Annotated in this window: 23 protein-coding genes, 2 pseudogenes and 1 riboswitch; of the genes and pseudogenes, 9 read left to right on the top strand and 16 right to left on the bottom strand. The window is 65.3% G+C overall.

The features are described from left to right. Positions 1-332: 332 nt before the first annotated feature. Positions 333-2,204, bottom strand: coding sequence for a glutamine--fructose-6-phosphate transaminase (isomerizing) (gene glmS / locus RQP53_RS10430; protein WP_315650242.1), 1,872 nt, complete (start codon positions 2,202-2,204; stop codon positions 333-335). Positions 2,205-2,363: 159 nt separating this feature from the next. Between glmS and RQP53_RS10425 the strand changes: the two genes are divergently transcribed. Further along, the gene (locus RQP53_RS10425) at positions 2,364-2,837 is read left to right on the top strand and encodes an Lrp/AsnC family transcriptional regulator (protein ID WP_315650355.1); all 474 of its coding nucleotides are present in this window, start codon (positions 2,364-2,366) and stop codon (positions 2,835-2,837) included. A 110-nt stretch (positions 2,838-2,947) separates the two neighbouring features. Here the strand turns inward: RQP53_RS10425 and RQP53_RS24750 are convergent. The 9 genes and pseudogenes from RQP53_RS24750 to RQP53_RS10385 all read right to left on the bottom strand — a co-directional run. Continuing rightward, positions 2,948-3,040: pseudogene (locus RQP53_RS24750) on the bottom strand (PEPxxWA-CTERM sorting domain-containing protein); the annotation flags it as partial. A 369-nt stretch (positions 3,041-3,409) separates the two neighbouring features. Continuing rightward, positions 3,410-3,994: pseudogene (locus RQP53_RS24745) on the bottom strand (trypsin-like serine protease); the annotation flags it as partial. A gap of 329 nt (positions 3,995-4,323) precedes the next feature. Further along, on the bottom strand, positions 4,324-5,505 hold the full coding sequence (locus RQP53_RS10415; protein WP_315650240.1) for a class I SAM-dependent rRNA methyltransferase: 1,182 nt from the start codon (positions 5,503-5,505) through the stop codon (positions 4,324-4,326). 47 nt (positions 5,506-5,552) lie between these two features. Then, the gene (locus RQP53_RS10410) at positions 5,553-6,932 is read right to left on the bottom strand and encodes a hypothetical protein (RefSeq protein WP_315650239.1); all 1,380 of its coding nucleotides are present in this window, start codon (positions 6,930-6,932) and stop codon (positions 5,553-5,555) included. 226 nt (positions 6,933-7,158) lie between these two features. Then, on the bottom strand, positions 7,159-8,088 hold the full coding sequence (locus RQP53_RS10405) for a tyrosine recombinase XerC (protein WP_315650238.1): 930 nt from the start codon (positions 8,086-8,088) through the stop codon (positions 7,159-7,161). Next, on the bottom strand, positions 8,069-8,821 hold the full coding sequence (locus tag RQP53_RS10400) for a DUF484 family protein (RefSeq protein ID WP_315650237.1): 753 nt from the start codon (positions 8,819-8,821) through the stop codon (positions 8,069-8,071). Before RQP53_RS10400 ends, RQP53_RS10405 begins: the two co-directional genes overlap by 20 nt. Next, positions 8,818-9,684 (bottom strand): diaminopimelate epimerase, encoded by an 867-nt coding sequence (dapF, locus tag RQP53_RS10395; RefSeq protein WP_315650236.1) that lies wholly within the window; start codon positions 9,682-9,684, stop codon positions 8,818-8,820. Before dapF ends, RQP53_RS10400 begins: the two co-directional genes overlap by 4 nt. A gap of 7 nt (positions 9,685-9,691) precedes the next feature. Further along, positions 9,692-10,618, bottom strand: coding sequence for an LpxL/LpxP family acyltransferase (locus RQP53_RS10390; RefSeq protein ID WP_315650235.1), 927 nt, complete (start codon positions 10,616-10,618; stop codon positions 9,692-9,694). Beyond that, on the bottom strand, positions 10,615-11,472 hold the full coding sequence (locus RQP53_RS10385; RefSeq protein ID WP_315650234.1) for a lysophospholipid acyltransferase family protein: 858 nt from the start codon (positions 11,470-11,472) through the stop codon (positions 10,615-10,617). The genes RQP53_RS10390 and RQP53_RS10385 overlap by 4 nt, the downstream gene beginning before the upstream one ends. A 174-nt stretch (positions 11,473-11,646) precedes the next feature. Between RQP53_RS10385 and metK the strand changes: the two genes are divergently transcribed. Then, on the top strand, positions 11,647-12,831 hold the full coding sequence (metK, locus tag RQP53_RS10380; protein WP_315650233.1) for a methionine adenosyltransferase: 1,185 nt from the start codon (positions 11,647-11,649) through the stop codon (positions 12,829-12,831). 372 nt (positions 12,832-13,203) lie between these two features. Here the strand turns inward: metK and RQP53_RS10375 are convergent, their stop codons facing one another. Both RQP53_RS10375 and RQP53_RS10370 read right to left on the bottom strand, forming a co-directional pair. After that, the gene (locus RQP53_RS10375; protein WP_315650232.1) at positions 13,204-13,575 is read right to left on the bottom strand and encodes a response regulator; all 372 of its coding nucleotides are present in this window, start codon (positions 13,573-13,575) and stop codon (positions 13,204-13,206) included. Between the two features lie 39 nt (positions 13,576-13,614). Next, on the bottom strand, positions 13,615-14,580 hold the full coding sequence (locus tag RQP53_RS10370) for a chemotaxis protein CheX (protein WP_315650231.1): 966 nt from the start codon (positions 14,578-14,580) through the stop codon (positions 13,615-13,617). A gap of 200 nt (positions 14,581-14,780) precedes the next feature. Here RQP53_RS10370 and RQP53_RS10365 point away from each other — a divergent pair, with 200 nt between their 5' ends. Next, complete coding sequence (locus tag RQP53_RS10365) at positions 14,781-15,785, top strand: GGDEF domain-containing response regulator (RefSeq protein WP_315650230.1); 1,005 nt, start codon at positions 14,781-14,783, stop codon at positions 15,783-15,785. A 62-nt stretch (positions 15,786-15,847) separates the two neighbouring features. Next, positions 15,848-16,942 carry a DNA glycosylase AlkZ-like family protein gene (locus tag RQP53_RS10360; RefSeq protein WP_315650229.1) on the top strand — a complete coding sequence of 365 codons (1,095 nt, stop codon included), beginning with the start codon at positions 15,848-15,850 and terminating at the stop codon, positions 16,940-16,942. A 3-nt stretch (positions 16,943-16,945) separates the two neighbouring features. Here RQP53_RS10360 and RQP53_RS10355 read toward each other — a convergent pair whose 3' ends face one another. After that, the gene (locus RQP53_RS10355; RefSeq protein ID WP_315650228.1) at positions 16,946-17,713 is read right to left on the bottom strand and encodes a hypothetical protein; all 768 of its coding nucleotides are present in this window, start codon (positions 17,711-17,713) and stop codon (positions 16,946-16,948) included. 156 nt (positions 17,714-17,869) lie between these two features. Further along, on the bottom strand, positions 17,870-18,658 hold the full coding sequence (locus tag RQP53_RS10350; RefSeq protein ID WP_315650227.1) for an HAD family hydrolase: 789 nt from the start codon (positions 18,656-18,658) through the stop codon (positions 17,870-17,872). A gap of 72 nt (positions 18,659-18,730) precedes the next feature. Then, positions 18,731-18,830, top strand: a riboswitch (S-adenosyl-L-homocysteine riboswitch). An 85-nt stretch (positions 18,831-18,915) separates the two neighbouring features. Here RQP53_RS10350 and ahcY point away from each other — a divergent pair. The 4 genes from ahcY (at position 18,916) to RQP53_RS10330 (ending at position 22,873) form a co-directional block, all read left to right on the top strand. Beyond that, positions 18,916-20,343 carry an adenosylhomocysteinase gene (ahcY, locus tag RQP53_RS10345; protein ID WP_315650226.1) on the top strand — a complete coding sequence of 476 codons (1,428 nt, stop codon included), beginning with the start codon at positions 18,916-18,918 and terminating at the stop codon, positions 20,341-20,343. Positions 20,344-20,501: 158 nt separating this feature from the next. After that, a complete protein-coding gene (locus tag RQP53_RS10340) occupies positions 20,502-21,269 on the top strand; it encodes a TlyA family RNA methyltransferase (RefSeq protein WP_315650225.1) in 768 nt (255 codons plus the stop codon). Positions 21,270-21,271: 2 nt separating this feature from the next. Then, on the top strand, positions 21,272-22,129 hold the full coding sequence (gene metF, locus RQP53_RS10335) for a methylenetetrahydrofolate reductase [NAD(P)H] (protein ID WP_434064075.1): 858 nt from the start codon (positions 21,272-21,274) through the stop codon (positions 22,127-22,129). Between the two features lie 132 nt (positions 22,130-22,261). Continuing rightward, complete coding sequence (locus RQP53_RS10330; protein ID WP_315650223.1) at positions 22,262-22,873, top strand: OmpW/AlkL family protein; 612 nt, start codon at positions 22,262-22,264, stop codon at positions 22,871-22,873. Positions 22,874-22,984: 111 nt separating this feature from the next. On the opposite strand, the gene pepQ is transcribed toward RQP53_RS10330, so the two are convergent. Both pepQ and RQP53_RS10320 read right to left on the bottom strand, forming a co-directional pair. Further along, the gene (gene pepQ, locus RQP53_RS10325; protein WP_315650222.1) at positions 22,985-24,349 is read right to left on the bottom strand and encodes a Xaa-Pro dipeptidase; all 1,365 of its coding nucleotides are present in this window, start codon (positions 24,347-24,349) and stop codon (positions 22,985-22,987) included. 76 nt (positions 24,350-24,425) lie between these two features. After that, complete coding sequence (locus tag RQP53_RS10320) at positions 24,426-24,995, bottom strand: 5-formyltetrahydrofolate cyclo-ligase (protein WP_315650221.1); 570 nt, start codon at positions 24,993-24,995, stop codon at positions 24,426-24,428. An 84-nt stretch (positions 24,996-25,079) separates the two neighbouring features. On the opposite strand from RQP53_RS10320, the gene RQP53_RS10315 reads away from it, so the two are divergent. Beyond that, positions 25,080-25,472 (top strand): TfoX/Sxy family protein, encoded by a 393-nt coding sequence (locus RQP53_RS10315; protein WP_315650220.1) that lies wholly within the window; start codon positions 25,080-25,082, stop codon positions 25,470-25,472. Positions 25,473-25,486 lie beyond the last annotated feature (14 nt).

Raw genomic sequence — 25,486 nt, 5'->3', positions numbered from 1 at the left:
CAATAGCTTGTTCACCCTGAAGTACCTGGGAGACTGGTGTTCTCTACGCTTCAGCCCCACTGGGTAATCAACTGGATGAACAGCCCATTGAATGCCAGAACCACATCCCAGATCCGCAAGCTGCTGATCGAACGTAGGCCGTGAGCCTCCTCGAAACCAGGGGCGATTCAACTCCCGGCTTAGCCGTTCGGCGTCAGCCGCGAAGACGAGCCTGTTCCCGCAATCCGGCTTTTGGTCGCCAGGCCGCATGGGAACTCAGCCCGTGTTTACGACATTAATTCCCTGTTCACGACTTTAATTCCCAAGAACAGTCACCAGGGTCAGGTCTTGCCTCACTCTACCGTCACACTCTTTGCGAGGTTACGAGGCTTGTCCACGTCCGTGCCGCGTGCGCAGGCGGTGTGGTAAGCGAGCAGCTGCAAGGGGATGACGTGCAGGATGGCGCTCAGTGCGCCGTAGTGCTCGGGCATGCGAATCACGTGCAGGCCCGGCTCGCTTTCGATCTTGGTGTCGCCATCGGCAAACACATAGAGCTGCCCACCACGGGCGCGGACTTCCTGCATATTGCTCTTGAGCTTTTCCAGCAACGCGTCGTTGGGCGCCACCGTCACCACCGGCATTTCGGCGGTCACCAGGGCCAGCGGGCCGTGCTTGAGTTCGCCGGCCGGATAGGCCTCGGCGTGGATGTAGCTGATTTCCTTGAGCTTGAGCGCGCCTTCGAGCGCGATCGGGTAGTGCAGACCGCGGCCGAGGAAGAGCGCGTTTTCCTTGCGGGCGAATTCCTCGCTCCAGGCAATCACCTGCGGCTCCAGAGCCAGCACCGCCTGCACGGCCACCGGCAGGTGGCGCAGCGCCTTCAGGTGCTCGGCTTCCTGTTCCTCGCTGAGGTGGCCACGGGTTTGGGCCAGCGCCAGCGTCAACAGGAAGAGACCCACCAGCTGGGTGGTGAAGGCCTTGGTCGAGGCCACGCCGATTTCGGCGCCGGCGCGGGTGATGTAGGCCAGTTCGCACTCGCGCACCATCGCGCTGGTCGACACATTGCAGACCGTCAGCGTGTGCTTCATGCCCAGCGAGCGGGCGTGCTTCAGCGCCGCCAGCGTGTCGGCGGTTTCGCCGCTCTGGCTGATGGTAACGACCAGGGTGCGCGGGTTTGGCACGCTGTCGCGGTAGCGGTATTCGCTGGCGATCTCGACGCTGGTCGGGATCTTGGCGATCGATTCCAGCCAGTACTTGGCGGTGGAGCCGGAGTAGTAGCTGGTACCGCAGGCCAGGATCAGCACCGAGTCGACTTCCTTGAAGATCCCGAAGGCGCCGTCGCCGAAGAGTTCAGGGCTGATGCCGGTCACGCCATCCAGCGTGTTGGCAATGGCCACCGGCTGCTCGAAGATTTCCTTCTGCATGTAGTGACGGTAGGGGCCCAGCTCGGCGGCGCCGCTGTGCGCCTGCACGGTGCGCACCTCGCGGTTTTGCGTCTCGTAGCGGCCGGTCTCGGCATTGCGGTTGCTGATCCAGTAGCGGCCCAGCTGCAGGTCGACGACATCGCCCTCTTCCAGGTAGACGATCTGGTCGGTCACGCCTGCGAGAGCCATGGCATCCGAGGCCAGGAAGTTTTCGCCCTGCCCGGCTTCGACACCTACGCCCAGCACCAGCGGCGAGCCTTCGCGGGCACCGATAACGCGATGTGGTTCGTCGCGGCAGAACACCGCAATCGCGTAGGCGCCGCGCAGGCGGGTGACGGCCTGCTGAACGGCTTCCAGCAGGTCGCCGTGGTAGAGATGGTCAACCAGATGGGCGATCACCTCGGTGTCGGTCTGGCTGTGGAATTCATAGCCACGGCCGCGCAGCTCGGCGCGCAGCTCGTCGTGGTTCTCGATGATGCCGTTGTGCACCAGCGCGATGCGACCGGCAGTTCCGGCGGCAGCGTTCGGGCCAGGCGAGAAATGCGGGTGAGCATTGTGTACAGCCGGTGCGCCGTGGGTGGCCCAGCGGGTGTGCGCGATGCCGGTACCGGAGGCGATGCCGTCCTCGGCCGTTTGGCTGTGCAGCTCGGCCACGCGCGAGGTGCTGCGCGCACGCTTGAGCTCGCCGCCCTGGTGCACGGCGACGCCGCAGGAGTCATAGCCGCGGTATTCGAGGCGCTTCAGACCTTCGATCAGGATGGGGACGATATTGCGCTGACTGACGGCGCCGACGATGCCACACATACGGAACTCCCTGTGAGTGTTGGAGAAGAGCTGGGCGCATCGTAGTCAGCCGTCAAAAATAGATGCATGCAAAATTTCCATCAATTTGCAATAAACATTCATTACCAACCATTGATGGTGATAGATTTCACAAAATTGTTGAAGGTGAAATTTTCAAGCATGGATATCGACGCCACCGATCTGCGCATCCTGGATTGCCTGCAAGAGGATGCCTCGCTCTCGAACCAGGACTTGGCCGCCCGCGCGCTGGTGTCGCCGGCCACCTGTTTGCGCCGGGTGAAGCGCTTGGTCGAGGCCGGCATCATCGAACGGCGGATCGCCATCCTGTCGGCCGACAAGCTCGGCGCCGGGCTGAGCGCCATCGTTGAAGTCACGCTGGACAAGCAGGGCGCCGAGCATCTGCTGGCCTTTGAGCAGCTCGCCGTGGCCCACCCGGCCGTGCAGCAGTGCTACCGGGTCTCGCCTGGACCGGATCTGGTGCTGGTGCTGCAGGTCGCCGATATGGCGGCCTACCACCGGTTGGTGCAGCAGCTGTTCACGCAACACGCCAATGTACGCAATGTCAAAGCCTTCTTCAGCGTGCACCGGGCGAAGTTTGAACCGCGGCTCGCCCTGCCTGCGCGGGCGGCCTGAATCGCAGTCCGGCAAGTGGAAACGAAAAAGGCCGCAACATGTGCGGCCTTATCAAACCTTACCCATCTTCACTGCGCCTTGGTTCAGCGCAGCTGCGGGCAGGCGTTCGTTCAGTCTTGCTTGCGGCGGCGAGCCACCGAGCCCACGGCCAGCAGGCCCATGATCATCAGCGCATAGGTCTGGGGTTCCGGCACGGCGGCGGTCACCGAATTGATCCACTGGGCATGCGAGAACACGGCGGTGGAACCGGACAGGTCACCATAGCTCGAGCTGTTCTTGGTGCTGACGTCGCAGTTCAGGCCGAAGGTGCTGCAACCTTGCCAGCCCCAGCTGTGCACGCCGGACAGCAGCCATTCGGTGCCGTTCCAGACGAAGTCGCCACCACCGGAGTCACCGCCAGCGATCAGGCCTTCGCCGCTCACGCCGGTGTTGCTGTTCCAGGCGGTGATGCCGTACTTGTCGGCAACGCGCTGCATGGTGTTGTTGGTGGTGTTCTGGCGGTCAAAGTCGACCATATAGGTGACGCCGTGCTTGTAGTACGCCGGGTCATAACCCCAGGGATCGCCAGGGTTCGCTGCATCCCAGCCTGCGCCAACCTTCTCATTGAAGGTCTTCGAATCGGTGTCGAAGGTGTTGTAGGCGTAGTGGCCGTAGTTGCCGTCGTTCCAGTTGGTGGCGGCATTGGTCGCACCGTTCTGGGTTGTGCCATAGCCAGCGATCAGATGCTGCTTGCCCACATCATTGGTGGTGCTGATCTTGTAGCCGTTGATCGTCGTGACGGCCTGGTCCAGCTTCAGGATGGCGATGTCGGCGCCTGTGTCCAGGCTACCATCCCAGCCGCCATAGACGTAGGCATTGCCCACCGACACATTGCGGGTCACTTGGGCGGTACCAGCGTACCAGCCGAACTGCACGGTCATCTTGGTGAAGTCGTCGGCGCAGTGGGCAGCCGTCAGCACGTACTGACCGCCGGCCAGCAGCGAACCAGAACAGGCCCAGCTACCGCCAGCATTCTCAAAGCTCAAGCGAGCGACGCCGTCAAGCGCACCGACCACGCCGTTGAAAACCTGGCCAGGCGCGAAACGCCAGTTGCTCGGCGCGCTCGAGTTGCCGGTCAGCGCCGTGATGCCCGTGGCGTCAGGCTCAAAGCCAGCCATGAACTTGCCGGTGTTGCCAGCCATGGCCGACGCCGACAGCGCCAGCGTGGCAGCAGCCAGAGCTGCCAGGCGGAAAGTCTTTTGCATGATGTCTACCCTCGATAGGTTATTTGGGGGTCTGTTAACCGATGCCGCAGTGCGATTGAAAGTCACTGCAATGACATGGGTTCATCATGGCCGTAGCTCGCACGGCTGTCACCGGGCAAAGCCCGAAAACACCCCCCTCATCAGAGGGGGCGTGTTGTCCCTTAAGTGATGCCCCTAGGGAAAAGTTTTACCAAGCCGTGCAATCAGGCAAGACCTGACCCCTGACAGCAGCATTTGGACCGTCAGCGCTTGAGGATCAGCAGGCCCTTCAGGTACTCCCCCTCTGGGAAACAGATCGTCTGCGGATGGTCTGGCGTGGCGCCAACGCGGTCGAGGATGAAGCCATCGGCCGGCGCATCCAGTCCGGCACCCGCGACGATCTTGTGAAACAGATCGGGGCTGATGCCGCCGGAGCAGGAAAAGGTGAACAGCAATCCGCCCGGCTCCAACAATTTCAGGGCCAGGCGGTTGATGTCCTTGTAGGCACGCGCGGCGCGCTCGGCATGGGCGACGGTCGGGGCGAACTTGGGCGGGTCCAGAACGATGGCATCAAAGCGCCGCCCCTGCTTCAGGCAGTCACGCAGGGTGTGGTTCACATCAGCGTCCAGCGCCTGATGGCGGATCGGATCAAAGCCGTTGAGTGCGACATGCGCCGTTGCCCGCGCCAGAGCCGGTGCGGAAGAATCGACGCTGATCACCTCGCTGGCGCCACCGGCCAGCGCGGCGACCGAGAAGCCCCCGGTATAGCTGAAGCAGTTCAGCACTCGCTGGCAGCCGTACTGGCGCACCGCGTCGGCGAACTTCTTGCGGTTATCGCGCTGATCAAGGTAGTAGCCGGTCTTGTGGCCCTCGGCGACATCCAGGCTCAGCTGCCATTGGTGCTCCTGAATGGTCAGCTCGGTGCTGCCCTCGCCCGCCAACCAGCCGGTCGCCGGTGGCAATCCCTCCAGCTCCCGCACACTGGCATCGGAGCGCTCAAACAAGCGGGTGAGGCCGGTAGCCGACAGCAACGCATCCACAATCACAGCCTTCCAGCGCTCGGTCCCGGCCGTCCCGAACTGGGCGCTGAGCGTATCTCCGTAGCGATCGACGATCAGACCGGGCAGGCCGTCCGCCTCGCCATGAATCAGCCGGACGGCGTTGGACGCAATCGGCAAGCGCGCGCGCATTGCCAGCGCAGCGGCAATGCGGCGCTGGAAGAAGGCGGCGTCGATGCGCTCCTGTTCATCGAAGCTCCAGGCCCGCAGCCGAATCGCCGAATTTGGACTGAAGGCGGCCCAGGCCAGGAACTCGCCCTCCTGCGATTCGACGCGGACGGTCTCACCTGCATCGGCCTTCCCCTTGGCCACGGAGCCCTCGAAGACCCAGGGATGACGGCGCTGCAGCGAGCGCTCCTTGCCGGCGCGTAGACGTATGACTTTCATGCGGCAATTGTCGCCGCAGTCCGCTGTGTGCCCCAGGGCGCTGGCGATCAGCGGGAGAGTGCCCCGAAGGCGTAGCCGACGCTGAGGTTGAACGACGGTGAACTCTGCGTTTGGCCGCGAAGGCTGCGCCACTGGCCCAGGCCGGCATGCAGGCGCACCCGTTCCCACTGCCACTCGGCCCAGGCTTCGGTCTGCGCAATGGCGCCGCCACTGACGGCAATGCCACCACCACCACCGGCGCCAAGCCCCATCTCAAGGCCTACCGACACTGGCATGCCGGCGCTGGGCTGCGTCTGCAAGCCCAGACCCAGCAAGCCATAGGAATAGGCGCCCGCGCTGCCGAAGGCCGCACTGCCGGCCTGCGCCATGCCATAGACATGTGGCCCCAGATCGCGCGTGATCCGCATACCAAGCAGGCCGACACTCTCTTCGCGGCCGTCCTTGAAACGGACCCGCCGCAGATGCTGCAAGCTCGCGCCGACGACCTGATTGGCGATTCGCCCCTCAGCATCGCCGCTGCTTGCGTAGACGTCACTCAGCCGATCCAGCGGCAGCGAGGCGCTGAGGCGCAGGAAGTTGGCGTTGAAGCTGCCCGCGGGGCGCCCCACAAACCCAGCCTCAAGACGCAACGAAGGCCCCCAAGGCGTCTTCCAGCGCAAGGTCGGACCGGCCTTGACCAGCCAGCCACTGCCGGTATTCAGATTGCCGCCGCCGCCAAGTCCAACGCCCGCCTGCCAACCCAGCCGGGGCAGTCCAGCAACGAGCTCATAGTCTTCGCCGAGCATGCCCAGCACTTCCATATAGCCATCGGCACCGCCCGAGCTCGCCCCCGCCGCCTCCAGGCCCCACCACGCGCCATCGCTGACATACTGACGCAGCGCGGCCCCCACCTGCCCGATTTGGCGGCCGAGCGGACTGCCGTCACGCCCCAGGGCCGAATGCCTCGGCCGATAACTGCCGACGTTCAAGCCAATCTCGTCAAAGCCCATGCCGGTACGGCGGTAGCTGCTGGCTTTCTTGCCCGCACTGCTGGGCGAGAAGCTGCGGAAGCCATCGGCATAGCCGAGCACGAAACCGATCGAGGTCCCGCGGATATTCCCGCTGGGGAAACGCACATGCGAGAGGCTCAGCCCGCCGGACCAATTGCCCCATTCATTGCGCAATGAGATTTCTGGGCGAAGCATCAGCCCGCCGCCGAACCGCACGTCAGGCATGCTCACGCCACCGCCGGCGCCTGCATACAGACTGGTCGCCAAGTAGGTGCTGCTCCCCAGTCGCTTGCGATGCTGGGCCGTGAAGCCGACAGTGAACAGGCCGCCGAAATTGCCCTTGGCAGCACCGTACACCGTGGGTCCAATGCCCCAGTCTTCGTCCATCGCGACCATATAGCTGCCGCCCAGCAAGGCGGTGCGGGTGTCGTTGGGCATCTTCAAGGGCGTCCAACTGAATTCCAGCGCCGCAGGCTGAGCTTGCAGAAAAGCAGGGCGCGCCAGTTTCGGGCTTTCATCAGCAGCGACAGCCGGGGTCGCGGACAGGGTCAGGACCGCCAGCGCCAGGGCGGCAGGTCGGAAACGGCAGGGCATCGGGCAAGACTTCGACATAGGCGCGCACCATACCGCAGTCTGACTGCCCCGGAGCATTCGCACGGACAGCTCAGCGTTTTTTGGCTCGCGGATGGGCCGCGTCATAGACCTTGGCGAGGTGCTGGAAGTCCAGCTTGGTATAGACCTGGGTCGTCGCGATATTGGCGTGCCCCAGCAGTTCCTGCACCGCGCGCAGATCACCGCTGGACTGCAGCAGATGCGAGGCAAAGCTGTGACGCAGCATGTGCGGATGCACATGGCTGGGCATGCCGGCGGCGAGTGCACGCTGCTTCAGGCGCAGGCGCACATAGGCCGCGCTGATGCGCCCGCCGCGTGGCCCCGGGAACAAGGCCGGGTTCTCGCCGCGCAGCAGCTGCGGCCTCAGCGCCAGCCATTCCCGCAGTGCCTTCAACGCCGCACTGCCGATCGGCACGCTGCGCCGCTTGGCGCCCTTGCCCAGCACCTGGGCCTCGGCATTGCTCAGATCGATCCAGCCCGCCGCTTCGGGCCCCGGCCGTGCGTCCAGGCCCACCAACTCGGCAATGCGCAGGCCGCAGCCATAGAGCAGCTCGACGATGGCGTGGTCGCGGGCCTCGATGGCGGCATCGGCCTCGGCATCGCGGTAATCGGCCAGCTGCACCGCATCGTCCACCGCCAGCGCCTTGGGCAGCGGCTTGGCGGCCTTGGGCGGGCGCAGGCCTTCGATCGGATTGAACTCGACCAGCCGTTCGCGCCCCAGCCAGCGGTACCAGCCGCGCCAGGCCGACAGAAGCAAGGCCAGGCTGCGTGGGGCCAGGTCTTGCCTGGCGTGCAGCTCGGCCGTCCAGCGCCGCGCCTGGGCGCTGCTGAGGCGCAACAGATCGACCGCGTCGCGCTCGGCCAGGCCGTTCAGCCGGGTGAGCGCGTCTTCATACAGCGTCAGGCTGCGGGCGGCGAGCCGGCGCTCGACGCGCAGATGCGTCAGATAGCGCTGTTGCAGCTCAGTCGGCGGCAGCGTCATCGGGCGGCAGCAGGCGCACCAGCGCCGCACTGGCCAGTTCGCCGATGCGGGCCAGGAACTCGGTGCCCATTTCGGCGGTGTAGCGGGTCGGGTCCGGCGAGCCCAGGGCCAGCAGGCCAAAGACGCGGCCCTTGGCATCGCGCAGCGGGATCAAGGCCAGCGAGGCCACGCTTGCGGCATCCTGTCCGTCATCGTCCTGTCCCTGGGTCAACCAGCGCGCCGCCTCGAAGCCCGAGTTGACGCCGCAATAGGGCTGGCTGAGGCTGCTAGCAAAGCTCTTCACATCGGCACTGACAGCCTGTGCATAGGCCGCCTCGGCGTGAGTCTCAGCGAGCTGCCACAGGCGCAGGCCGGCGCTCGGAATCATGAAGTGGTGGCGCAGTTCACGCAGCAGCACCGCCGGCAAATCGGCGGCGTTGGCGGTCAGCATCAGGCTGCGCGTCCAGCGGTGCAGCCGGTCAGCGATCGTCACGTTCTCCTGACCGTGGCGAATCATCTCGACGATCTTCTGCTCCAGGCCCTTGATCTTGTCGCGCAACATCTCGGCCTGGCGCTCCTGCAGCGACACCGCGCGCTGCCCATGCGGATGGCTCAGCTGCACGCTCGCCAGCAGCTCGGCGTGGCGCTCGAAGAAGCTCGGCGTGGCGGCGAGGAAGTTGGCGATGTCCTGCTCGGTGATCACAGGCGCGGTGGCGGTGGCACCGGTGGCGGAGCTGTCGGGGGGGGTGCTCACAGGCTGATCTCTCCATCAAAAACAGTGGTCGCCGGGCCTGTCATCAGCACCGGCGCGTCCAGGCCCTGGCTGAGGCCGGCCCATTCAATGCGCAGATCGCCGCCGCGGGCATGGACTTCGACGGCCTCGTCCAGCCAACCCAGGCGAATGCCGGCCACGACGGCGGCACAGGCGCCGGTGCCGCAGGCCAGCGTTTCGCCGGCGCTGCGCTCGAAGACGCGCAGGCGCACTTCCTTGCGGCTGATGATCTGCATGAAGCCGGCATTGACCTTGCGCGGGAAGCAGCGATGGGCCTCAATCTGCGGCCCCCAGTCCAGCACCGGTACCGTATCGACATCGGCAACACGCTGCACCGCATGCGGATTCCCCATCGACAGCACGGCCACCTCGCACCGCGCGCCGCCGGCCAGCGCCAGCGGCCAGAGCTCGAAGCCACCCTCAGCGCGGGGCTGCAAGTCGCTGCCATCAAAGGGAAGCGCCGCGTGCTCGAAGAACGGCGCGCCCATATCGACGGTGACCCGGCCGTCGTCGCGCAGCCGCAGCTCCAGCATCTTGTTCATCGTCTGCACGCGGATCGTCCGCTTGTCGCTCAGGCCCTTGTCGACCACATAGCGGACAAAGCAGCGCGCGCCATTGCCGCAATGCTCGACCTCTTCGCCGCTGTTGTTGAAGATGCGGTAGCGGAAGTCAACGCCCTCGGCCGGGCTGGCCTCAATGACAAGGATCTGGTCGCAGCCGACGCCGAAGCGGCGATCGCCAAGGCGACGCAGCTGGGCCTCGCTCAGCGCGAGTGGCGTGCGCGTCGCGTCAATGACGACGAAGTCATTGCCGGCGCCCTGCATTTTGGTGAAGCGCAAATTCATCGCCCGATTATCGTCCGCGACACTGGTAGAGCGAGGCCTCGCCGGCCGGACGGGTCTTGAAACGCTTGTGCACCCACAGGTACTGGGCGGGATGTTGGCGGATGCGCGCTTCCAGCCAGGCGTTGAGCAGGCGGGCGTCGGCCAGTGGGTCGTCGCTGGGGTAGCCGTCCAGCGCTTCGCAGGCCTCGACCTCGTATCCCTGGCCGCCAGGCAGCATGGTCACCACCAGCGGCTGCACCCGCATATTGACGCTGCGCGCCATCCGCGCCGGCGCCAGCAGCGTGCAGGCCGGCACGCCGAAGAAGGGCACGAAGGCCGAGTCCTTCTCGCCGAAGTCCATGTCCGGCGCATTCAGAAAGGCGTAGCCCTGCTTGATCAGGCGCAGCACCGGACGGATGCCGTCGTGGCGATCAACAAAGGCCGTCTGGCCGAAGCGCGCACGGCCGGCCAGCATCCGCGCGTCCAGCACCGCATTGCTCTGGCGCTGGTAGACATCGACGCCGGGTCGCTTCTGATTCAGCATCAGCGCCGGGCCGACCCATTCCAAGCCGACGAAATGCGGCAACAACCACATGATGGGCTGCTCGGTTTCTTCGGCCAGTTTGATATTGCCCTTGATGCGCATCAGGCGCTGCAGCCGTGCCGGCGAGGCAAACCACAACAGGCCGCGCTCCAGGAAGCTCCGCCCCAGCCAGGCGAAATGTTCCCGGGCCAGCGCCTCGCGCCGCGCGCCATCAAGCTCGGGAAAGCACAGCTCCAGATTACGCAGCGCAATCCGCCGGCGCGAGCGCGCCAGCACCCAGAGCAGCCCGCCTAGCCCACGCCCCAAGGCCGCCAGCAGCGGCAGCGGCAGAAAGTGCAAGAGCCACAGCAGGCCGATGAAGAGCTGCGCCCCCAGCCAGGAGAATGCTTTTGAAAACAGCCCGCCGATCACGCCTCGGCCTCCTGCGGGCGCGGCGCCTTGTAGCGGTTGTAGCCCCAGAGGTATTGCGAGGGTTGTTGAAGGATGACTGCTTCCATGGCCTTGTTGATCAGCGCGGCTGCGCATTCTGGCGTGGAATCGGCGGGAATGTCGGGTCCCGGCCGCACATGGATGACAAAACCGCGCCCCCAGCTCAGCCGCTCGCCAAAGATGGCCAGCGATGCTGCGCCGGTCTGCTGCAAGAGCCGCGCGCCCAGCGTCATCGTGTAGGCCGGCTGGCCGAAGAAATCAGCCCAGACACCGAGCCCCTGCGGCGGCACCTGATCGGGCAGGAGGCCGACCGCCTCGCCGCGGCGCAGGGCGCGAATCATCTGCCGCACACCGGACAGGCTGGCTGGGGCCGTGGCCAGGCCGGGGCGGCCGCGCGACTGCTCGACCACCTCGCGCATCCAGGGCTTGCGCGCCGGCCGGTACAGCACCGTCACCGGGCAGCCCTGCGGTGCAAAGCGCTCGGCATAGGCTTGCGCGGTGACCTCGAAGCAGCCCATATGCGGGGTCATGAAGACCAGGCCATGACTGGCTTGCAAGGCCTGTTCAATCAGCTCCGCCCCCTCCCAGCGCACCCGCGAACCCAAGGGTCGCGAAACAGGCCGCAACCACAGCCAGGGCAGCTCGGCAATCATCCGGCCGGCATGGCCCACCGCCGCGCGTCGATCTGCCGCACTCAAGCCGGCCAGCCCTGCGTTGGCAGCACAGCGCGCACGGTAGGACGGCGACAAGGACCAGCTCAGCCAGCCGCCCAAGGTCCCCAAGGCATGCAAGACCACAAGTGGAAGCTTTGACAGCAAGCGAAGCAAGAACATCATTCCTATAATGGCCGGATCGCCGAGTTAAACAGGACAACTTGCGGGGCGATGCGGGTGTATTCGAGCAATCAAATCTCCGCCGAGCAGCGATGCTCAACAAATGCCGCTAAAGCGTTCGCCGCGTGACTCCACCAGCACGGCAACGCCGATTGACTGACTACAAGGAGTGTAAAAGTGGCGAGCAGCGATTTTCTCTTTACTTCTGAATCGGTTTCCGAAGGCCATCCTGACAAGGTCGCCGACCAAATCTCGGATGCCATCCTCGACGCGATCTTCACGCAAGACCCCCTGTCCCGGGTGGCCGCCGAAACCCTGACCAACACCGGTCTGGTCGTCCTGGCCGGTGAAATCACCACCAACGCCCACGTCGACTACATCCAGGTCGCGCGTGACACCATCAAGCGCATCGGCTACGACAACACCGAGTACGGCATCGACTACAAGGGCTGCGCGGTGCTGGTGGCCTACGACAAGCAGTCGAACGACATCGCCCAGGGCGTTGACCGCGCCAGCGACGACTACCTGAATATCGGTGCCGGCGACCAGGGCCTGATGTTCGGCTATGCCTGCGACGAGACGCCCGAGCTGATGCCCGCGCCGATCTACTACGCCCACCGCCTGGTCGAGCGCCAAGCCCAGCTGCGCAAGGACGGCCGTCTGCCCTTCCTGCGCCCGGACGCCAAGAGCCAGGTCACGCTGCGCTATGTCGACGGCAAGCCGCACTCGATCGACACCGTCGTGCTGTCCACCCAGCACGCGCCGGAGATGAGCCTGGGCGACAAGATGAAGCCCGAGTTCTACGAGGCCGTCATCGAAGAGATCATCAAGCCGGTGCTGCCCAAGGCCTGGCTGACCGAGCAGACCAAGTACCTGATCAACCCGACCGGCCGCTTCGTCATCGGCGGCCCGCAAGGCGACTGCGGCCTGACCGGCCGCAAGATCATCGTCGACACCTACGGTGGTGCCTGCCCGCACGGCGGCGGCGCCTTCTCGGGCAAGGACCCGACGAAGGTCGACCGTTCGGCCGCCTATGCGGCCCGTTACGTGGCCAAGAACATCGTCGCCGCCGGCCTGGCGCGCCAGTGCCAGATCCAGGTCGCTTACGCGATCGGTGTGGCCCGCCCGATGAACGTGACCGTCTACACCGAAGGCACCGGCGTGATCTCCGACGAGAAGATTGCCGCCCTGGTCAACGAGCACTTCGATCTGCGCCCCAAGGGCATCATCCAGATGCTGGACCTGCTGCGCCCGATCTACTCCAAGACTGCCGCCTACGGCCACTTCGGCCGCGAAGAACCCGAGTTCACGTGGGAGCGAACCGATAAAGCTGCAGCACTGCGTGCTGCAGCGGGGCTGTAAGCCCGCCTCGCCTGAGCGAGGCATCGGTTCGCGGGCGATGCTCATGTTGCGCAGCAACGTGAGCAGAGACCAACGGACTGACAAAGCGGCTGCGCTGCGTGCAGCGGCTGGGCTGTAAAGCCCAGAGGACGCCGAAGGCGGACCAGCCGCTTTGGGGCTTTGCTCATATCGCGCAGCGATGTGAGCGACGACCACAAGGCTGCCGCTGGGCTGTAAGCCACGCGTTCGCGCCAACAAGCACTGGGGCTTTGCTCATATCGCGCAGCGATGTGAGCAAAGACCACAAGGCGCCGCGCGGGCGGACTTTCAGCCCCCGCCCTCAAAGCAAAAGCCGCCCTCAGGCGGCTTTTTTCATTGGCGCAGGAAACCGGCTCACGTCATCCCGCAAAACTTCCTGAACGGCCCCAGCACCGCCTCGCCGCGGAAAGGCTTGACGATCCAACCGGTCACGCCGATGGTCTTGCCGCGGTCGCGCATGGCCGGGTTGTCTTCCGTGGTCAGCATGACGATGCGGACATCCTTGTTGCCAAGCTCGTTGCGAATCTTGTCGGCCATGGTCAGCCCGTCCATATTGGGCATATTGACGTCGCTGATCACCAGCCGGATGCCGGGGTCGCTGCGCAGCTGCAGCAGGCCATCGCGGCCGTCGGTGGCCACCGCCACCTCGAAGCCGTTCTGGCGAAGAAAGCTGGCCACGATCTCGCGCATGGTGCTGGAATCATCGACCACAAGAACAATCGCCATAAAGAAAACTCCTCCCGCCAGCGTTGCGGCGAAATCAGATCAGAACAGTTCCAGTTCGCCGGTCGGGCCAACATCGGGCGCCACGGCATCGTATTCGGCAAACTCGTCGGGCGACCAGTGCAGATTGAAGATGAAGCGCTGCACGATGGTCAGTGGCGGCAGCCCCGGACGGAACGGGTCAGAAAGCTGGTAGCGGATGCACAGCTGCGGGTCCTGCGAACCGAAGGAGATGTATTTGTGCTCATGGTTGATGACGATGGGCACCTGGGTCTGCTGATTGGCAAAGGCCTTGGGCGGGATATAGCGGTTCTTGAACGCGCCCCAGATCAGATTGGTCGTCTCGCCGAGCATATTGTTCAGCTCGCGGAAGTTCAGGTCGCCGCCTATGCCTTGGTAGCTGAAGCCCTGGATCAGCCCCTGGCGCAGCGCACTTTCCTCGGTCTGCAGCATCATGTAGCCGCGGCACCAGGTGCTCTCGATGGCAATCAGCGTCGACACCTCGCCGTGAATGATGCGATCGTGCACCACATAGGGCGACTCGGATTGCACATTGGCGTTCGGGAACATCGCCCCCAGCGCCTGAGTGGTCAGCTCGACGATGCCGCGCACCAGGCTGGTCGGGTAGCGCAGGCTGAAGATGGTGTGATCGATGGCCGCGCGCAGATGGTCAAGATCGCCGGTCTGCCAGCGATGGCGCACCGTGCCTTCTTCTTCGGGGGTCAGCGCCCGCTGGCTGGTGCGGCGCAGAAAAATCGGCAGCTCGGGCCTGATCTTGTGGATGGCACGCGCCAGGTGCAGGCCATCAGGCCCGTCGCAGGGCATGTCCTCGGCCAGCAGCACGCCGCCCAGGTCCTTGTGCTGCGCCAGCGTGGTGAGCGCGTCGGCCGCCGTGCGCGGCAGGGTCATCAGGCCGACTTCCTGGCAGAACTCGGTCAGGCAGTTGAACTGGCCGGCGTCATGCTCCAGCAGCAGGACCTTGGCCTCAAGTTGCGTGGTTTCTGTCATGTGCTTGCGATGCGCTGCGCGCCCGCCCTTTCAGGCCCCAGCGGCCCGGCTTAGCCCCTGAGATCGGCCACTGGCGACGGATCTGTAGAGCCCGTGTCTGGCGAGGCGCCGATATATCGACACAAACTCAATTCCCGCCTTCAGCCCCGGCCTCGCGGGCCGATATCGAGACAGCCACCCGATGCGCGTGGCCCCATGCCATGCTGCCCTCATCCCATACACAACTGACCATCCTGGTTGTCGATGACCAGAACGCTGCCCGTGTCGCGCTGAGCGCCGAGCTCGATCAGGCCGGCCACCGTGTCATCGAGGCCGACAGCCCGGACTGGGCGCTGGAACTGTTCAGCCGCTACCGGCCCGACCTGGTGCTGCTGGATGTCGAGATGCCCGGGCACGATGGCTTCTGGACGGCGCGGCAGATGCGCGCCGCCGAGCCGGGCGGCTGGACGCCCATCATCTTTCTGTCCAAGAGCGGCGAGGACCGCGCCATCTGGCAGGGCATAGAAGCCGGCGGCGATGACTATCTGGTCAAACCCGTTTCGCCGGTGATCCTGCACGCCAAGCTGCGCGCGATGCAACGGCTCTCGCAGATGCGCCACCGGCTGGTGCAGCTGTCCGACGATCTGCGCGCCGCCAATGCGCAGCTGCAGGAGCTGTCGCATGTCGATTCGCTGACCGGGCTGATGAACCGCCGCGCGCTCGATGCCCGCCTGCAGCAGGAGCTGGACCAGGCCCGCCGTGATGGCGACGCGCTGACGCTGGTGCTCTGCGACGTCGATCACTTCAAGCGCTACAACGATGCCCGCGGGCATATCGAAGGCGATGCCTGCCTGCGCCGCGTGGCCCAGCTGCTGCGCGAGACCTGCCGCCGGCCCAGCGACTGCGCCGGCCGCTACGGCGGCGAGGAGTTCGCGCTGATCCTGCCGCACACGCCGCGTTCCGGTGCGATGACCTATGCCCGCGCGCTGATACGCACGATGGCGCTGGCCCATATCCCGCACCCGGACTCGCCGGTGGCGGCGCACATCACCCTGTCTGGCGGCATCACCACCTGCACGCCAGATGAGAGCACCACCGCCGAGGTGCTGCTGATGCGCGCCGACGACGCGCTCTACAACGCCAAGTCCTACGGCCGCAATCGCTTCTTCAGCTACGAGATGCAGATGGACACCGACGAGCAGCGCCACATCACCGGCAACGGTTGAGTCACAGCCACAAGGCCAGAAGCACTGGACAAATAAACAGCCTTCTGAGAAGCTTCGCCGCCATGAGCAAAGCCCCCAGCCTCGACGATTTGCGCCGCTACGCCATTGCCCGCAGCCTGTTCAAGCCAACAACGCTGCCGCAAGCGATCAACAAGCTGGGCTTTGTGCAGGCCGACCCGATTCGCGCCCCGGCGCGCGCGCAAGACCTGACCCTCCGCCACCGCGTCCGCGACTACCGTGCCGGCGATCTGGAGCGCCGCTACCCCAAGCTCGACGTCGAGGAAGACTGCCTGGTCAACTACGGCTTTCTGCCACGCCAGCACCTCAGCCTGCTGCACCCGCGCGAGGCCAAACGCGCCTGGGATGCCAAGACCCGGCAGCGCGCCGCCGCCATCCGCGCCTTCATCGCCGAGCAGGGCCCCAGCCATCCCAGGCTGGTGCAGCAGCACTTCGATCTGGGCCGCAGCACCAATGCCTGGGGTGGCAGCGGCAACGCCACGACCAAGCTGCTCGACGGCATGCATTACCGCGGCCTGCTGCGCGTCACCCATCGCGAGCAGGGCCAGCGCATCTACGCCCATGTCGAGCACAGCGATGATCCGCGCAGCCCGCAGCAAAAAGCTGAGGCCCTGCTCGGCCTGGTGCTGGCCAAGTACGCGCCGCTGCCCTCGCGCTCGCTCGGCCAGCTGGCCAGCCTGCTCGGCTACGGCGCACCGCATCTGCGCGCGCAAACCAGGCACATGCTGCAGACGGCGCGCCAGCTCTGGCCCAGCGTCGACATCGATGGGCAGCGCTGGTACTGGCCCGAGGGCGAGCAGCCGCGGGCGGCGCGCTGGCGGCTCGATGAGGAACTGCGCCTGCTGGCGCCCTTCGACCCGGTGGTCTGGGACCGGCTGCGCTTCGAACAGTTCTGGGGCTGGGCCTACCGCTTCGAGGCCTACACGCCGCCGGCCAAACGCAAGCTGGGCTACTACGCCTTGCCGCTGCTGTGGCGCGGGGAGGTGCTGGGCTGGGCCAATGCCAGCGTCGACGATGGCGAGTTGCACCTGCAATGCGGCTTTGTGGCCGGCCAGGCGCCGCGCGATCCGGCCTTCAAGGCCGCGTTGGAACGCGAGACGGAACGCTTCAGCGTGTTCCTGGGCCTCGCGTCAGCCTGACGTTCACATTGCTGATTCGAACAACGCTGGCACGGCAAGGGCAACTTCTCGACAAATCAGCTTGTGCAACATCTGAATCTTTTCCGCCGCACTCAGGGCGCCCCAGACACTGATGCCGTTCGGGCTGCGCGCTGCTGGCTGCGGAGCGCTGGCCGTAGCACGGTGCTCGGCAACGATCTCCCAGCTCTGCACGTCGACCAGCATCAGCTTGAAATATGCATAAGGCGCCAGAATGCCCCAGCTGGTTTCGCCCGTATCCACATTGACCACAGTCCTGCGCGTATCCAGGTAGAAGCCCAAGCCTTCCAAGCTGCCCGTCCCGACTGCCGTGTGATAAAGCTGGATGCTGGTCGGTGCGCGTTGGGGCACGACCAGTAGCAAGTGGCTGGCTCCGGCCTGCGTTACACCGGCAATCAAGCCCTCAGTCGGCTGAAGCTTGCGCCCGTCAAAAGCAAATGGAAGCGAACGGTCCGTGGGCCGCGCCAACATCAACATCGAGCTCACACTCGGTTTGGGCAGCTTGCGCAATGCCGACACGGCGGCGTCGATAGCATCTTGCTCGAATTCACCCGGATCCACATTGATGACTTGCTTCCGGTTCCTGTCCAGATTGCTGCCGGTCGTGTCTTGTTGAATGACAACATTGACCTGGTCGCCCAAGACAGACATCAAGGCCAGCCGTTTCACTTCGACCGCGTGCGCCCATGGGGCAGCCAGCACCACACCGGCCACCAGGCATACCCGCCGCAGCGCATGGATTCTCGCGTTCATCCTCACCTCCGTTGAGCAGCACCGGCCCCGCCGGTGGCTCACTTTTTAAAAGTGTTGGCCGTCAATGCCCTTCATTGCCAGCACCGCGGCAGACCAGACTGCGGCGGCATGATATGGGCCATCGACCGAATCTCGAACCCTACTGTTGGGGGATACTCAACCCACCGTTCGCGCTGCCAGCAGGCGCTGCGCCAGCTCGGCAAAGCCACTGCCACGCTCACCGCGGGTCAGATAGCGCGGCCGGTGCTGCAGCTGCGGCAGGAAGCGCGCGATATTGGCCACGCCGACGCTCAGCGGCAGGTGCTCGAACATCAGCTGATCATTACTGGAGTCGCCCACAAACAGCCAATCGGCGGGATCGAAGTCCAGGCCGAGCAGACGCGGCACCGCCCATTGCGCCGCCGTCCATTTGCTGTGGGCGCCTATCCAGCCGTTGATGTGGATGGAGCTGACCGTGGCCTGCAGGCCGTGGGTGCGCATCACGGCGCAGACGGCCTCGATCTGCATGGCGTCGAGATGGGCAAACTCGCTGTGGTCGATCGCGATGTCGGTCAGGCGGCCGGAGCTGTCGCGAGCCAGGCTGCTGCCGGGCACCTCGGCCAGCACGGCGGCAGCGCAGCGCTGCAGGCGGGCGAAGTTGTCACGCCGTGTCGCCTCGTCCTGGCTGAACTCGACGCTCAGGCGCTCGCCATCGCGGCGCAGCAGCACCGCGCCGTTCTCGGCAACGATGCCATGGACCGGCCAGGCCAGCGCGAAGGGCTCGCTCCAACCGGCCGGGCGGCCAGTGATGGCGATCACCGGGATGCCGGCCGCAGCCAGGCGCTGCAGCGCCGTCAGCGCCTCCGGTGCGATGGCGCCCGCCTCGGTCAGCGTGTCGTCGATATCGGTCAGCACGCCGCGCACGGCGGCGAGCTGGGCCGGCGGGCATTGATCCAGTGGCTGCATGGTGGCGGGATTGTCCTCAATTCACACGCTGTTCCAATGAACCTAGGCCAGCTTCTGGTCTAGAATTGCGCCCATTCCGAGGAGCGTTGCAACCTCTTTCAGCTGAGGCCAGGCTCGGATCAAGCGCTGTCGACACCGTGGTCGGCAGGCCCAGCAACCGCGCTCACCCGCTGAAGTCCTGCGTGGGTGATTTGCGTCCTCGGATTCCCCTCACTCGCGCACGATGGCAGCGGCTTCAACCCACTGAAGGAGCCCGCATGACCGCCACGACGCTGACCCCCGATCAATACCATATTGCCGACCTGACGCTGGCCGCCTGGGGCCGCAAGGAACTGAACATCGCCGAGAGCGAAATGCCGGCGCTGATGGCCATCCGCAAGGAATACGCGGCCAGCCAGCCCCTGAAGGGCGCGCGCATCACCGGTTCGCTGCACATGACCATCCAGACCGGCGTGCTGGTCGAAACGCTGCAGGCGCTGGGCGCCGAAGTGCGCTGGGCCTCGTGCAATATCTTCTCGACCCAGGACCACGCCGCCGCCGCCCTGGTGGCCGCCGGCACCCCGGTGTTTGCCTACAAGGGCGAGACGCTGGAAGACTACTGGGACTACACCCACCGCATCTTCGAATTCGCCGGCAAGGGCGAACCGGGCGAAGGCCCGAACATGATTCTGGATGACGGCGGCGACGCCACGCTCTTGATGCATCTGGGCCAGAAGGCCGAAAAGGATCTGTCGGTGCTGGCCAACCCGGGCAGCGAGGAAGAGCGCATCCTGTTCGCTGCCATCAAGGCCCGGGTCGCGCAAGACCCGACCTGGTACACCCGCAAGAGCGCCGAGATCATCGGCGTCACGGAAGAGACGACGACCGGCGTGCACCGCCTGAAGGAAATGTCGGCCAAGGGTACGCTGCTGTTCCGCGCCATCAACGTCAACGACTCGGTCACCAAGAGCAAGTTCGACAACCTCTATGGCTGCCGCGAATCGCTGGTTGACGGCATCAAGCGCGCCACCGATGTGATGGTGGCCGGCAAGATCGCCGTGATCGCCGGCTATGGCGATGTGGGCAAGGGCTCGGCGCAGGCGATGCGCGCACTGTCGGCGCAAGTGTGGGTGACCGAGATCGACCCGATCTGCGCGCTGCAGGCGGCCATGGAAGGCTATCGCGTCGTGACCATGGAATACGCCGCCGACAAGGCCGACATCTTCGTCACCACCACCGGCAACAAGAGCGTCATCCGCCATGAGCACATGGTCAAGATGAAGCACAACGCCATCGTCTGCAATATCGGCCATTTCGACAACGAGATCGATGTTGCCTCGCTGGAGCAGTACCAGTGGGAAGAGATCAAGCCGCAGGTCGATCATGTGATCTTCCCCGACGGCAAGCGCATCATCCTGCTGGCCAAGGGCCGTCTGGTGAACCTGGGCTGCGGCACCGGCCACCCGAGCTATGTGATGAGCTCCTCGTTCGCCAATCAGACCATTGCCCAGATCGAGCTGTTCGCCCACAAGGACGCCTACGACATCGGCAAGGTCTATGTGCTGCCCAAGCATCTCGACGAGAAGGTCGCCCGCCTGCAGCTGACCACGCTGAACGCGCAGCTGAGCGAGCTGACCGATGAGCAGGCGGCGTACATTGGCGTGCCGAAGCAAGGGCCCTATAAGCCCGACACCTACCGCTACTGAGCAATTGCGGGCTACTGCGCAGGCTTCAGCCGTCGTTGCGGGTCCCTCCGCAGATCCTCACGTAGCGCTGCTACGTTCCGGTCTGCGGATCCGCCCGCGCCTAGCCTGAAGCCTGCTCGCTACGCCCGGGCTGCACGCTGCACTGCTTCATTTTTTCCATGCGCGCTGACCTTCGCCTGACTACCCAGCAACTCGCCCCGACCCGCTCCGCCGCACAGCGGCTGATCGAGCGAGGTGCCGTGCTGCGCGCCTCGGGCGCGGTGGTGAAGAAGGCGGGCGAGGAGGTCGGTGAGCATGAGGCCCTGCTGATCACTGACGACGCCGAGCTGCGCTATGTCTCGCGCGGCGGCTTGAAGCTCGAAGGGGCGCTGAAGACCAGCGGCCTGGACGTGAGGGGCTTGACGGTGCTGGACATCGGCCAGAGCACCGGCGGCTTCAGCGACTGCCTGCTGAAAGCCGGTGCGGCACGCGTGGTCGGCGTCGATGTCGGCCACGGGCAGTTGCATGCCTCGCTGCAGGCTGATCCCCGCGTGACGCTGCTCGAAGGCCTGCATGTGCGTGAGCTGGCCGGCTCGGCGCTGGCACAGCAGGCACCGGAAGGCGGCTTCGCCCTGATCGTCGGTGACCTGAGCTTCATCTCGATGATTGGCGCCCTGCCCCATCTGCGGCCCTGGCTGGCCGATGGGGGTCAGGTCTTGCTGCTGATCAAGCCGCAGTTCGAGCTGGGCCCCAAGGCGCTGGGCCGCGGAGGGCTGGTCAAGGATGCGGCGCAATACCCGCTGCTCGAGGCACGAGCTCGCGAGGCCGCCGCTGCTACAGGCTGGCAGACGCTCGGCTATTTTGAAAGCACCATTGCCGGCGGCGATGGCAACACCGAATTTTTCCTCTGGGCACGCAAGGCCCAGAGCGAGACAGACAAGGCATGAGCATGACTATCCCCCAGACCGGCCGCCCGCCGGTCAGTTTCGAGTTCTTCCCGCCCAACACACCGGTCGGTGCCGAGAAACTCAAGACCGTGGTGCAGGATCTCAGCGTGCTGAACCCGCACTATTTCAGCGTCACCTATGGCGCCGGCGGCTCGACGCGCGAGAAGACGCTGGCCACCGTCAGCGGCATTGCCGCACTCGGCTTCGAGGCAGCGCCGCACCTGTCCTGCGTGGGCTCGACCCGTGAGAGCATCGCCGAGATCCTGGCCACCTACCGGGCCCAGAATATCCGCCGCGTCGTCGCGCTGCGCGGTGACCTGCCCAGCGGCACGGCCACGGCCGGTGAGTTCCGCTATGCGGCCGAGCTGGTGCGCTTCATCCGCGAGACGCAGGGGCCAGACTGGCAGATCGAGGTTGCCGCCTATCCGGAGTACCACCCGCAGCAGCGCTACGCGGCCCGCGATCTGCAACACTTTGCCGACAAGATGGCGGCCGGCGCCAGCGGTGCGATCACCCAGTTCTTCTTCAACGCCGACGCCTACTTTCACTTTGTCGACGAGGCGCGCAAGCTGGGCGTTACGGCCCCCATCGTGCCGGGCATCATGCCCTTCCACAACTACGCCCGCATCGCCCAGTTCGCTGCCCGCGATGGCATCGACATCCCGCGCTGGGTGGCGCTGAAGATGGAAGGCTTCATGGACGACAGCGCTTCGATCCGCGCCTTCGGCCTGGATGTGATCGGCCAGCTGTGCGAGCGGCTGATCGCCGGCGGCGTGCCCGGCATCCACTTCTATACGCTCAACCAATCGGCTTTGACGCTGGAGTTGTGCAAACGCCTCAGCCTGGGCGCACAAGCTTGATCTGACGCAAATCGGCCCGGCCAGCCCGCCGGGTGGCTGGTGCGACTTGCGTCAGATCAAGGGTTTACCCGTCGCGGGGTTCTCCAATAGCTTCATCGGGCCTGTGATGCCCGCCAACAAGGAGCTATCGAGATGAACAAGTTTGCAGCCCGCACCCTTACCGCCGTCGCCATCGCTTGCACGGCCGTCGCCGTCCAAGCCGCCGAAGGCCCGTGGGGAATGCGCGTGCGCGCCGTCAACATCGACTCGGCCAACAAGGACAGCACCGGTCTGGGCCTGACGATCAACAACAAGGTCATCCCCGAAGTCGACTTCAGCTACTACTTCTCGCCCAATCTGGCGGCTGAGCTGATCCTGACCTACCCGCAAAAGCACACGCTGTCGTCCAATGGCACCGAGATCGGCACGCTGAAGCACCTGCCCCCGACGCTGAGCCTGCAGTACCACTTCGCGCCGAATGACGCCTTCCGCCCCTACATCGGCGCTGGCATCAACTACACGATCTTCTCGAACGTCGAGTTCGCTCCGGCCGTTGATGCTGCGCTGTCGCCCAGCGTCAAGCACACCAGCCTGGGCCTGTCTTTCCAGATCGGCTTCGACTATGAGCTGAGCAAGAACCTGTACCTGAATGTGGACCTGAAGAAGGCACAGATCGGCACCAAGGTCTACTCCAAGGGCACTGAAGTCGGCACCTTCAAGGTCGATCCGCTGCTGATCGGCGTGGGCCTGGGCTTCCGCTTCTAAGTCCGAGGCGCCCGGGCAGCTTGAACGAGCTGCCACAAACAAAAGCCGCCTGGCTGGAGCCCGGCGGCTTTTTCTTTGTTGGCGCTGCTACAGCACCGCCGCGTTCAAGGCTCAGCCCAGCAGCGCAAAGGCGTCGCGCGTCAGGTTTTCCGGCGCGCCCTCGGCGCGGCAGACCACATCGTCCTCGATGCGGATGCCGCCAAAGCGGGACAGGCGTTCGACCTTGGCCCAGTCGACACTGGCCGCGGCCGGCATCGCGCGCAACTGCTTGAGCAGGGTCGGGATGAAATACAGGCCCGGCTCGATGGTGACGACCATGCCGGGCAGCAGGTCGCGGGTCAGGCGCAGATAGCGGTGGCCCTCGGGCTTGTCGCGCGTGCCGCCGGCCTCGCCGGCCATGAAGCCGCCCACATCGTGCACCTGCAGGCCGAGCAGATGGCCGATGCCGTGGGGCATGAAGATGCTGGTCACCCGCTCCGCCAGCATCGCTTCCTCGCTCATTGCGACGATGCCCTGCTGCTTCAGGATGCGGGCCAGATGGCGATGGGTGCTCAGGTGGATGTCGCGGTAGTCGACGCCCTTGCGCACCTCATCCACCAAGGCCAGCTGTGCCACTTCCATCGCGGCCAGCACGGCATCGAATTCGGCGCTGTCGGCATCGCCGCGGGTCCAGGTGCGGGTGATATCCGCTGCATAACCGTTGACCTGCGCGCCCGCGTCAACCAGCAGCGAGCGCCACTGCGCCGGGCGCTGAACGTCCTGGTACTGGTAGTGCAGCACGGCCGCATGCTCGTTCAGGCCGACGATATTGCTGTAGGGCAGATCGCGGTCGGTATGGCCGCAGGCGATCAGGTAGGCGCGGTGGATCTCGGCTTCGGATCCACCGGCCAGGAAGGCATCGCGCGCGGCCAGATGGGCGCGGGTGGCCAGGCGCGAGGCCGCGCGCATGCTGTCCAGCTCGTACTCGGTCTTGCAGGCACGCGCCCAGTGCAGGCTGTCGATCAGGGCCGCCGGGTTGTTCGGCTGCAGATGCTGCAGCGCTGCATCGGCCTCGCCCACGATGGCCAGACGCGCGAGATCGGCGGGCAGCTGATCCGCCAGTTGGGCCAGCGCCTGCTCGGGCTCGCTGATCACGCGCAACTCGACATGCTCCAGCCAGAAGCCGCTCGGCGCCGCCGGCGGCACATGCCAGTAATCATCGGGCTGGTAGTAGACCAGCAGCGGCTTTTTCCCCGGGCGCACCAGCAGCCAGCTGTAGGGGTGGGCGCACAGCGGCAACCAGGCCTTGAAATGCGGATTGGGCTGGAACAGATAGGGCCGGTCGTCGAGAAAGGCGTACTTCTCGACACCGGCAGCGATCAGCAGGGCGTCATGCCCGCTCAGGCCCAGCGCGCGTTCGGCGCGGGTTTGGCAGATGGCGATGTGTTGCGCATACAGCGCGGCGATGTCTGCACCAGCAGCGGGGGTAGCGGTCATGAGCGGCAGCCTGTTCGTGAAGGGCCGCATTGTCCATCAGGCAGGGCCGATCAACAGCGCTGACCGTGCCGGCACCTCAGCCGTTCTTGTCCCAGACCACGCCTTCCTCGGTGATCATCGCGTCCAGCGGCACATCGTGAGTCTCGGCCTTTAGCAGCGGCTGGAAGCCGTGGGCATAACCGACGCCGACGGTCGCCGGCCGCGGCCGCAACTCGGCCAAGGTGCGATCCATGAAGCCGCCGCCATAGCCCAGGCGCAGGCCGCAGGGACCGTATCCGACGCAGGGCACGACCAGCAGCTGTGGCTCGAAGACTTCGGTGTCCTTGGGTTTGGGGATGCCGTAAGCATCGTCTTCCATCGGGCAGCCCGGGTACCAGACATGAAAACGCAGCGTGCCATGCTGCTTGTCGACCACCGGCAGGCCGATGCGTCGATCCGGATGCGCTTCACTCCAGCGGTACAGCGCCGGCAAGGGGTCGAACTCGCCCTTGATGGGCCAGTAGGCGCCTATCGTCGTCTCGCGGCGGCGCACCAGCCAGACGCGCAGCACCTCTTGCATCTGAGCGGCCAGCGCCAGGCGATCGGGCAGATTCAGGCGATCCTGGATCAGCTTGTGGCGCAGGGCCGGCTTGTCGTTCAAGTCCACGCGTTCAAACCCATGCTGGAGAAGAGCGCCGATCGTAGCCGGGCTCAGGCCTTGCCGCCAGCCTGGCCGCTCTATCATTGACCGATGTCCAAGGAACTGCTCGACCACGCTCTGGAACTGTTGGCGCCGCTGGGCTCGCTGCGCTCACGGCGTATGTTTGGCGGCTATGGCATCTATGTCGATGAGCTCTTCATCGCGATCATCGCCTTCGAGCAACTCTGGCTGAAAGCCGACGAGCTCAGCCTGCCCCGCTTCGAAACTGCCGGCTGCCGCCGTTTCGAGTACAGCCGCGAGGGGCAAACAACCGGCCTGCGCTACTACAGCCCGCCCGAGGATGCGCTGGAGTCACCAGCGCTGATGCTGCCCTGGGCGCGCCTGGCCCTGGAAGCCGCACTGCGTGCCCAGGCCCTGAAAAGCGCCAAGACTGCACGCAAGTCGAACTCAAAGCCGGCGCCACGCCGTGGCCGCAGCGAGTAAGCTCCGCGGGGTTG

This window comes from Roseateles aquae (genome assembly GCF_032337115.1).
Taxonomy (GTDB): Bacteria; Pseudomonadota; Gammaproteobacteria; order Burkholderiales; family Burkholderiaceae_C; genus Roseateles_C; species Roseateles_C aquae.
This window is presented reverse-complemented; position numbering and strand designations above follow the sequence as displayed.

Coding starts and splice junctions, on each gene's coding strand:
- glmS (WP_315650242.1), bottom strand. CDS start 2,204: ATGTGTGGCATCGTCGGCGCCGTCAGTCAGCGCAATATCGTCCCCATC.
- RQP53_RS10425 (WP_315650355.1), top strand. CDS start 2,364: ATGGATATCGACGCCACCGATCTGCGCATCCTGGATTGCCTGCAAGAG.
- RQP53_RS10415 (WP_315650240.1), bottom strand. CDS start 5,505: ATGAAAGTCATACGTCTACGCGCCGGCAAGGAGCGCTCGCTGCAGCGC.
- RQP53_RS10410 (WP_315650239.1), bottom strand. CDS start 6,932: ATGCCCAACGACACCCGCACCGCCTTGCTGGGCGGCAGCTATATGGTC.
- RQP53_RS10405 (WP_315650238.1), bottom strand. CDS start 8,088: ATGACGCTGCCGCCGACTGAGCTGCAACAGCGCTATCTGACGCATCTG.
- dapF (WP_315650236.1), bottom strand. CDS start 9,684: ATGAATTTGCGCTTCACCAAAATGCAGGGCGCCGGCAATGACTTCGTC.
- RQP53_RS10385 (WP_315650234.1), bottom strand. CDS start 11,472: ATGATGTTCTTGCTTCGCTTGCTGTCAAAGCTTCCACTTGTGGTCTTG.
- RQP53_RS10375 (WP_315650232.1), bottom strand. CDS start 13,575: ATGGCGATTGTTCTTGTGGTCGATGATTCCAGCACCATGCGCGAGATC.
- RQP53_RS10370 (WP_315650231.1), bottom strand. CDS start 14,580: ATGACAGAAACCACGCAACTTGAGGCCAAGGTCCTGCTGCTGGAGCAT.
- RQP53_RS10365 (WP_315650230.1), top strand. CDS start 14,781: ATGCTGCCCTCATCCCATACACAACTGACCATCCTGGTTGTCGATGAC.
- RQP53_RS10360 (WP_315650229.1), top strand. CDS start 15,848: ATGAGCAAAGCCCCCAGCCTCGACGATTTGCGCCGCTACGCCATTGCC.
- RQP53_RS10355 (WP_315650228.1), bottom strand. CDS start 17,713: ATGAACGCGAGAATCCATGCGCTGCGGCGGGTATGCCTGGTGGCCGGT.
- RQP53_RS10350 (WP_315650227.1), bottom strand. CDS start 18,658: ATGCAGCCACTGGATCAATGCCCGCCGGCCCAGCTCGCCGCCGTGCGC.
- ahcY (WP_315650226.1), top strand. CDS start 18,916: ATGACCGCCACGACGCTGACCCCCGATCAATACCATATTGCCGACCTG.
- RQP53_RS10340 (WP_315650225.1), top strand. CDS start 20,502: ATGCGCGCTGACCTTCGCCTGACTACCCAGCAACTCGCCCCGACCCGC.
- metF (WP_434064075.1), top strand. CDS start 21,272: ATGACTATCCCCCAGACCGGCCGCCCGCCGGTCAGTTTCGAGTTCTTC.
- RQP53_RS10330 (WP_315650223.1), top strand. CDS start 22,262: ATGAACAAGTTTGCAGCCCGCACCCTTACCGCCGTCGCCATCGCTTGC.
- pepQ (WP_315650222.1), bottom strand. CDS start 24,349: ATGACCGCTACCCCCGCTGCTGGTGCAGACATCGCCGCGCTGTATGCG.
- RQP53_RS10315 (WP_315650220.1), top strand. CDS start 25,080: ATGTCCAAGGAACTGCTCGACCACGCTCTGGAACTGTTGGCGCCGCTG.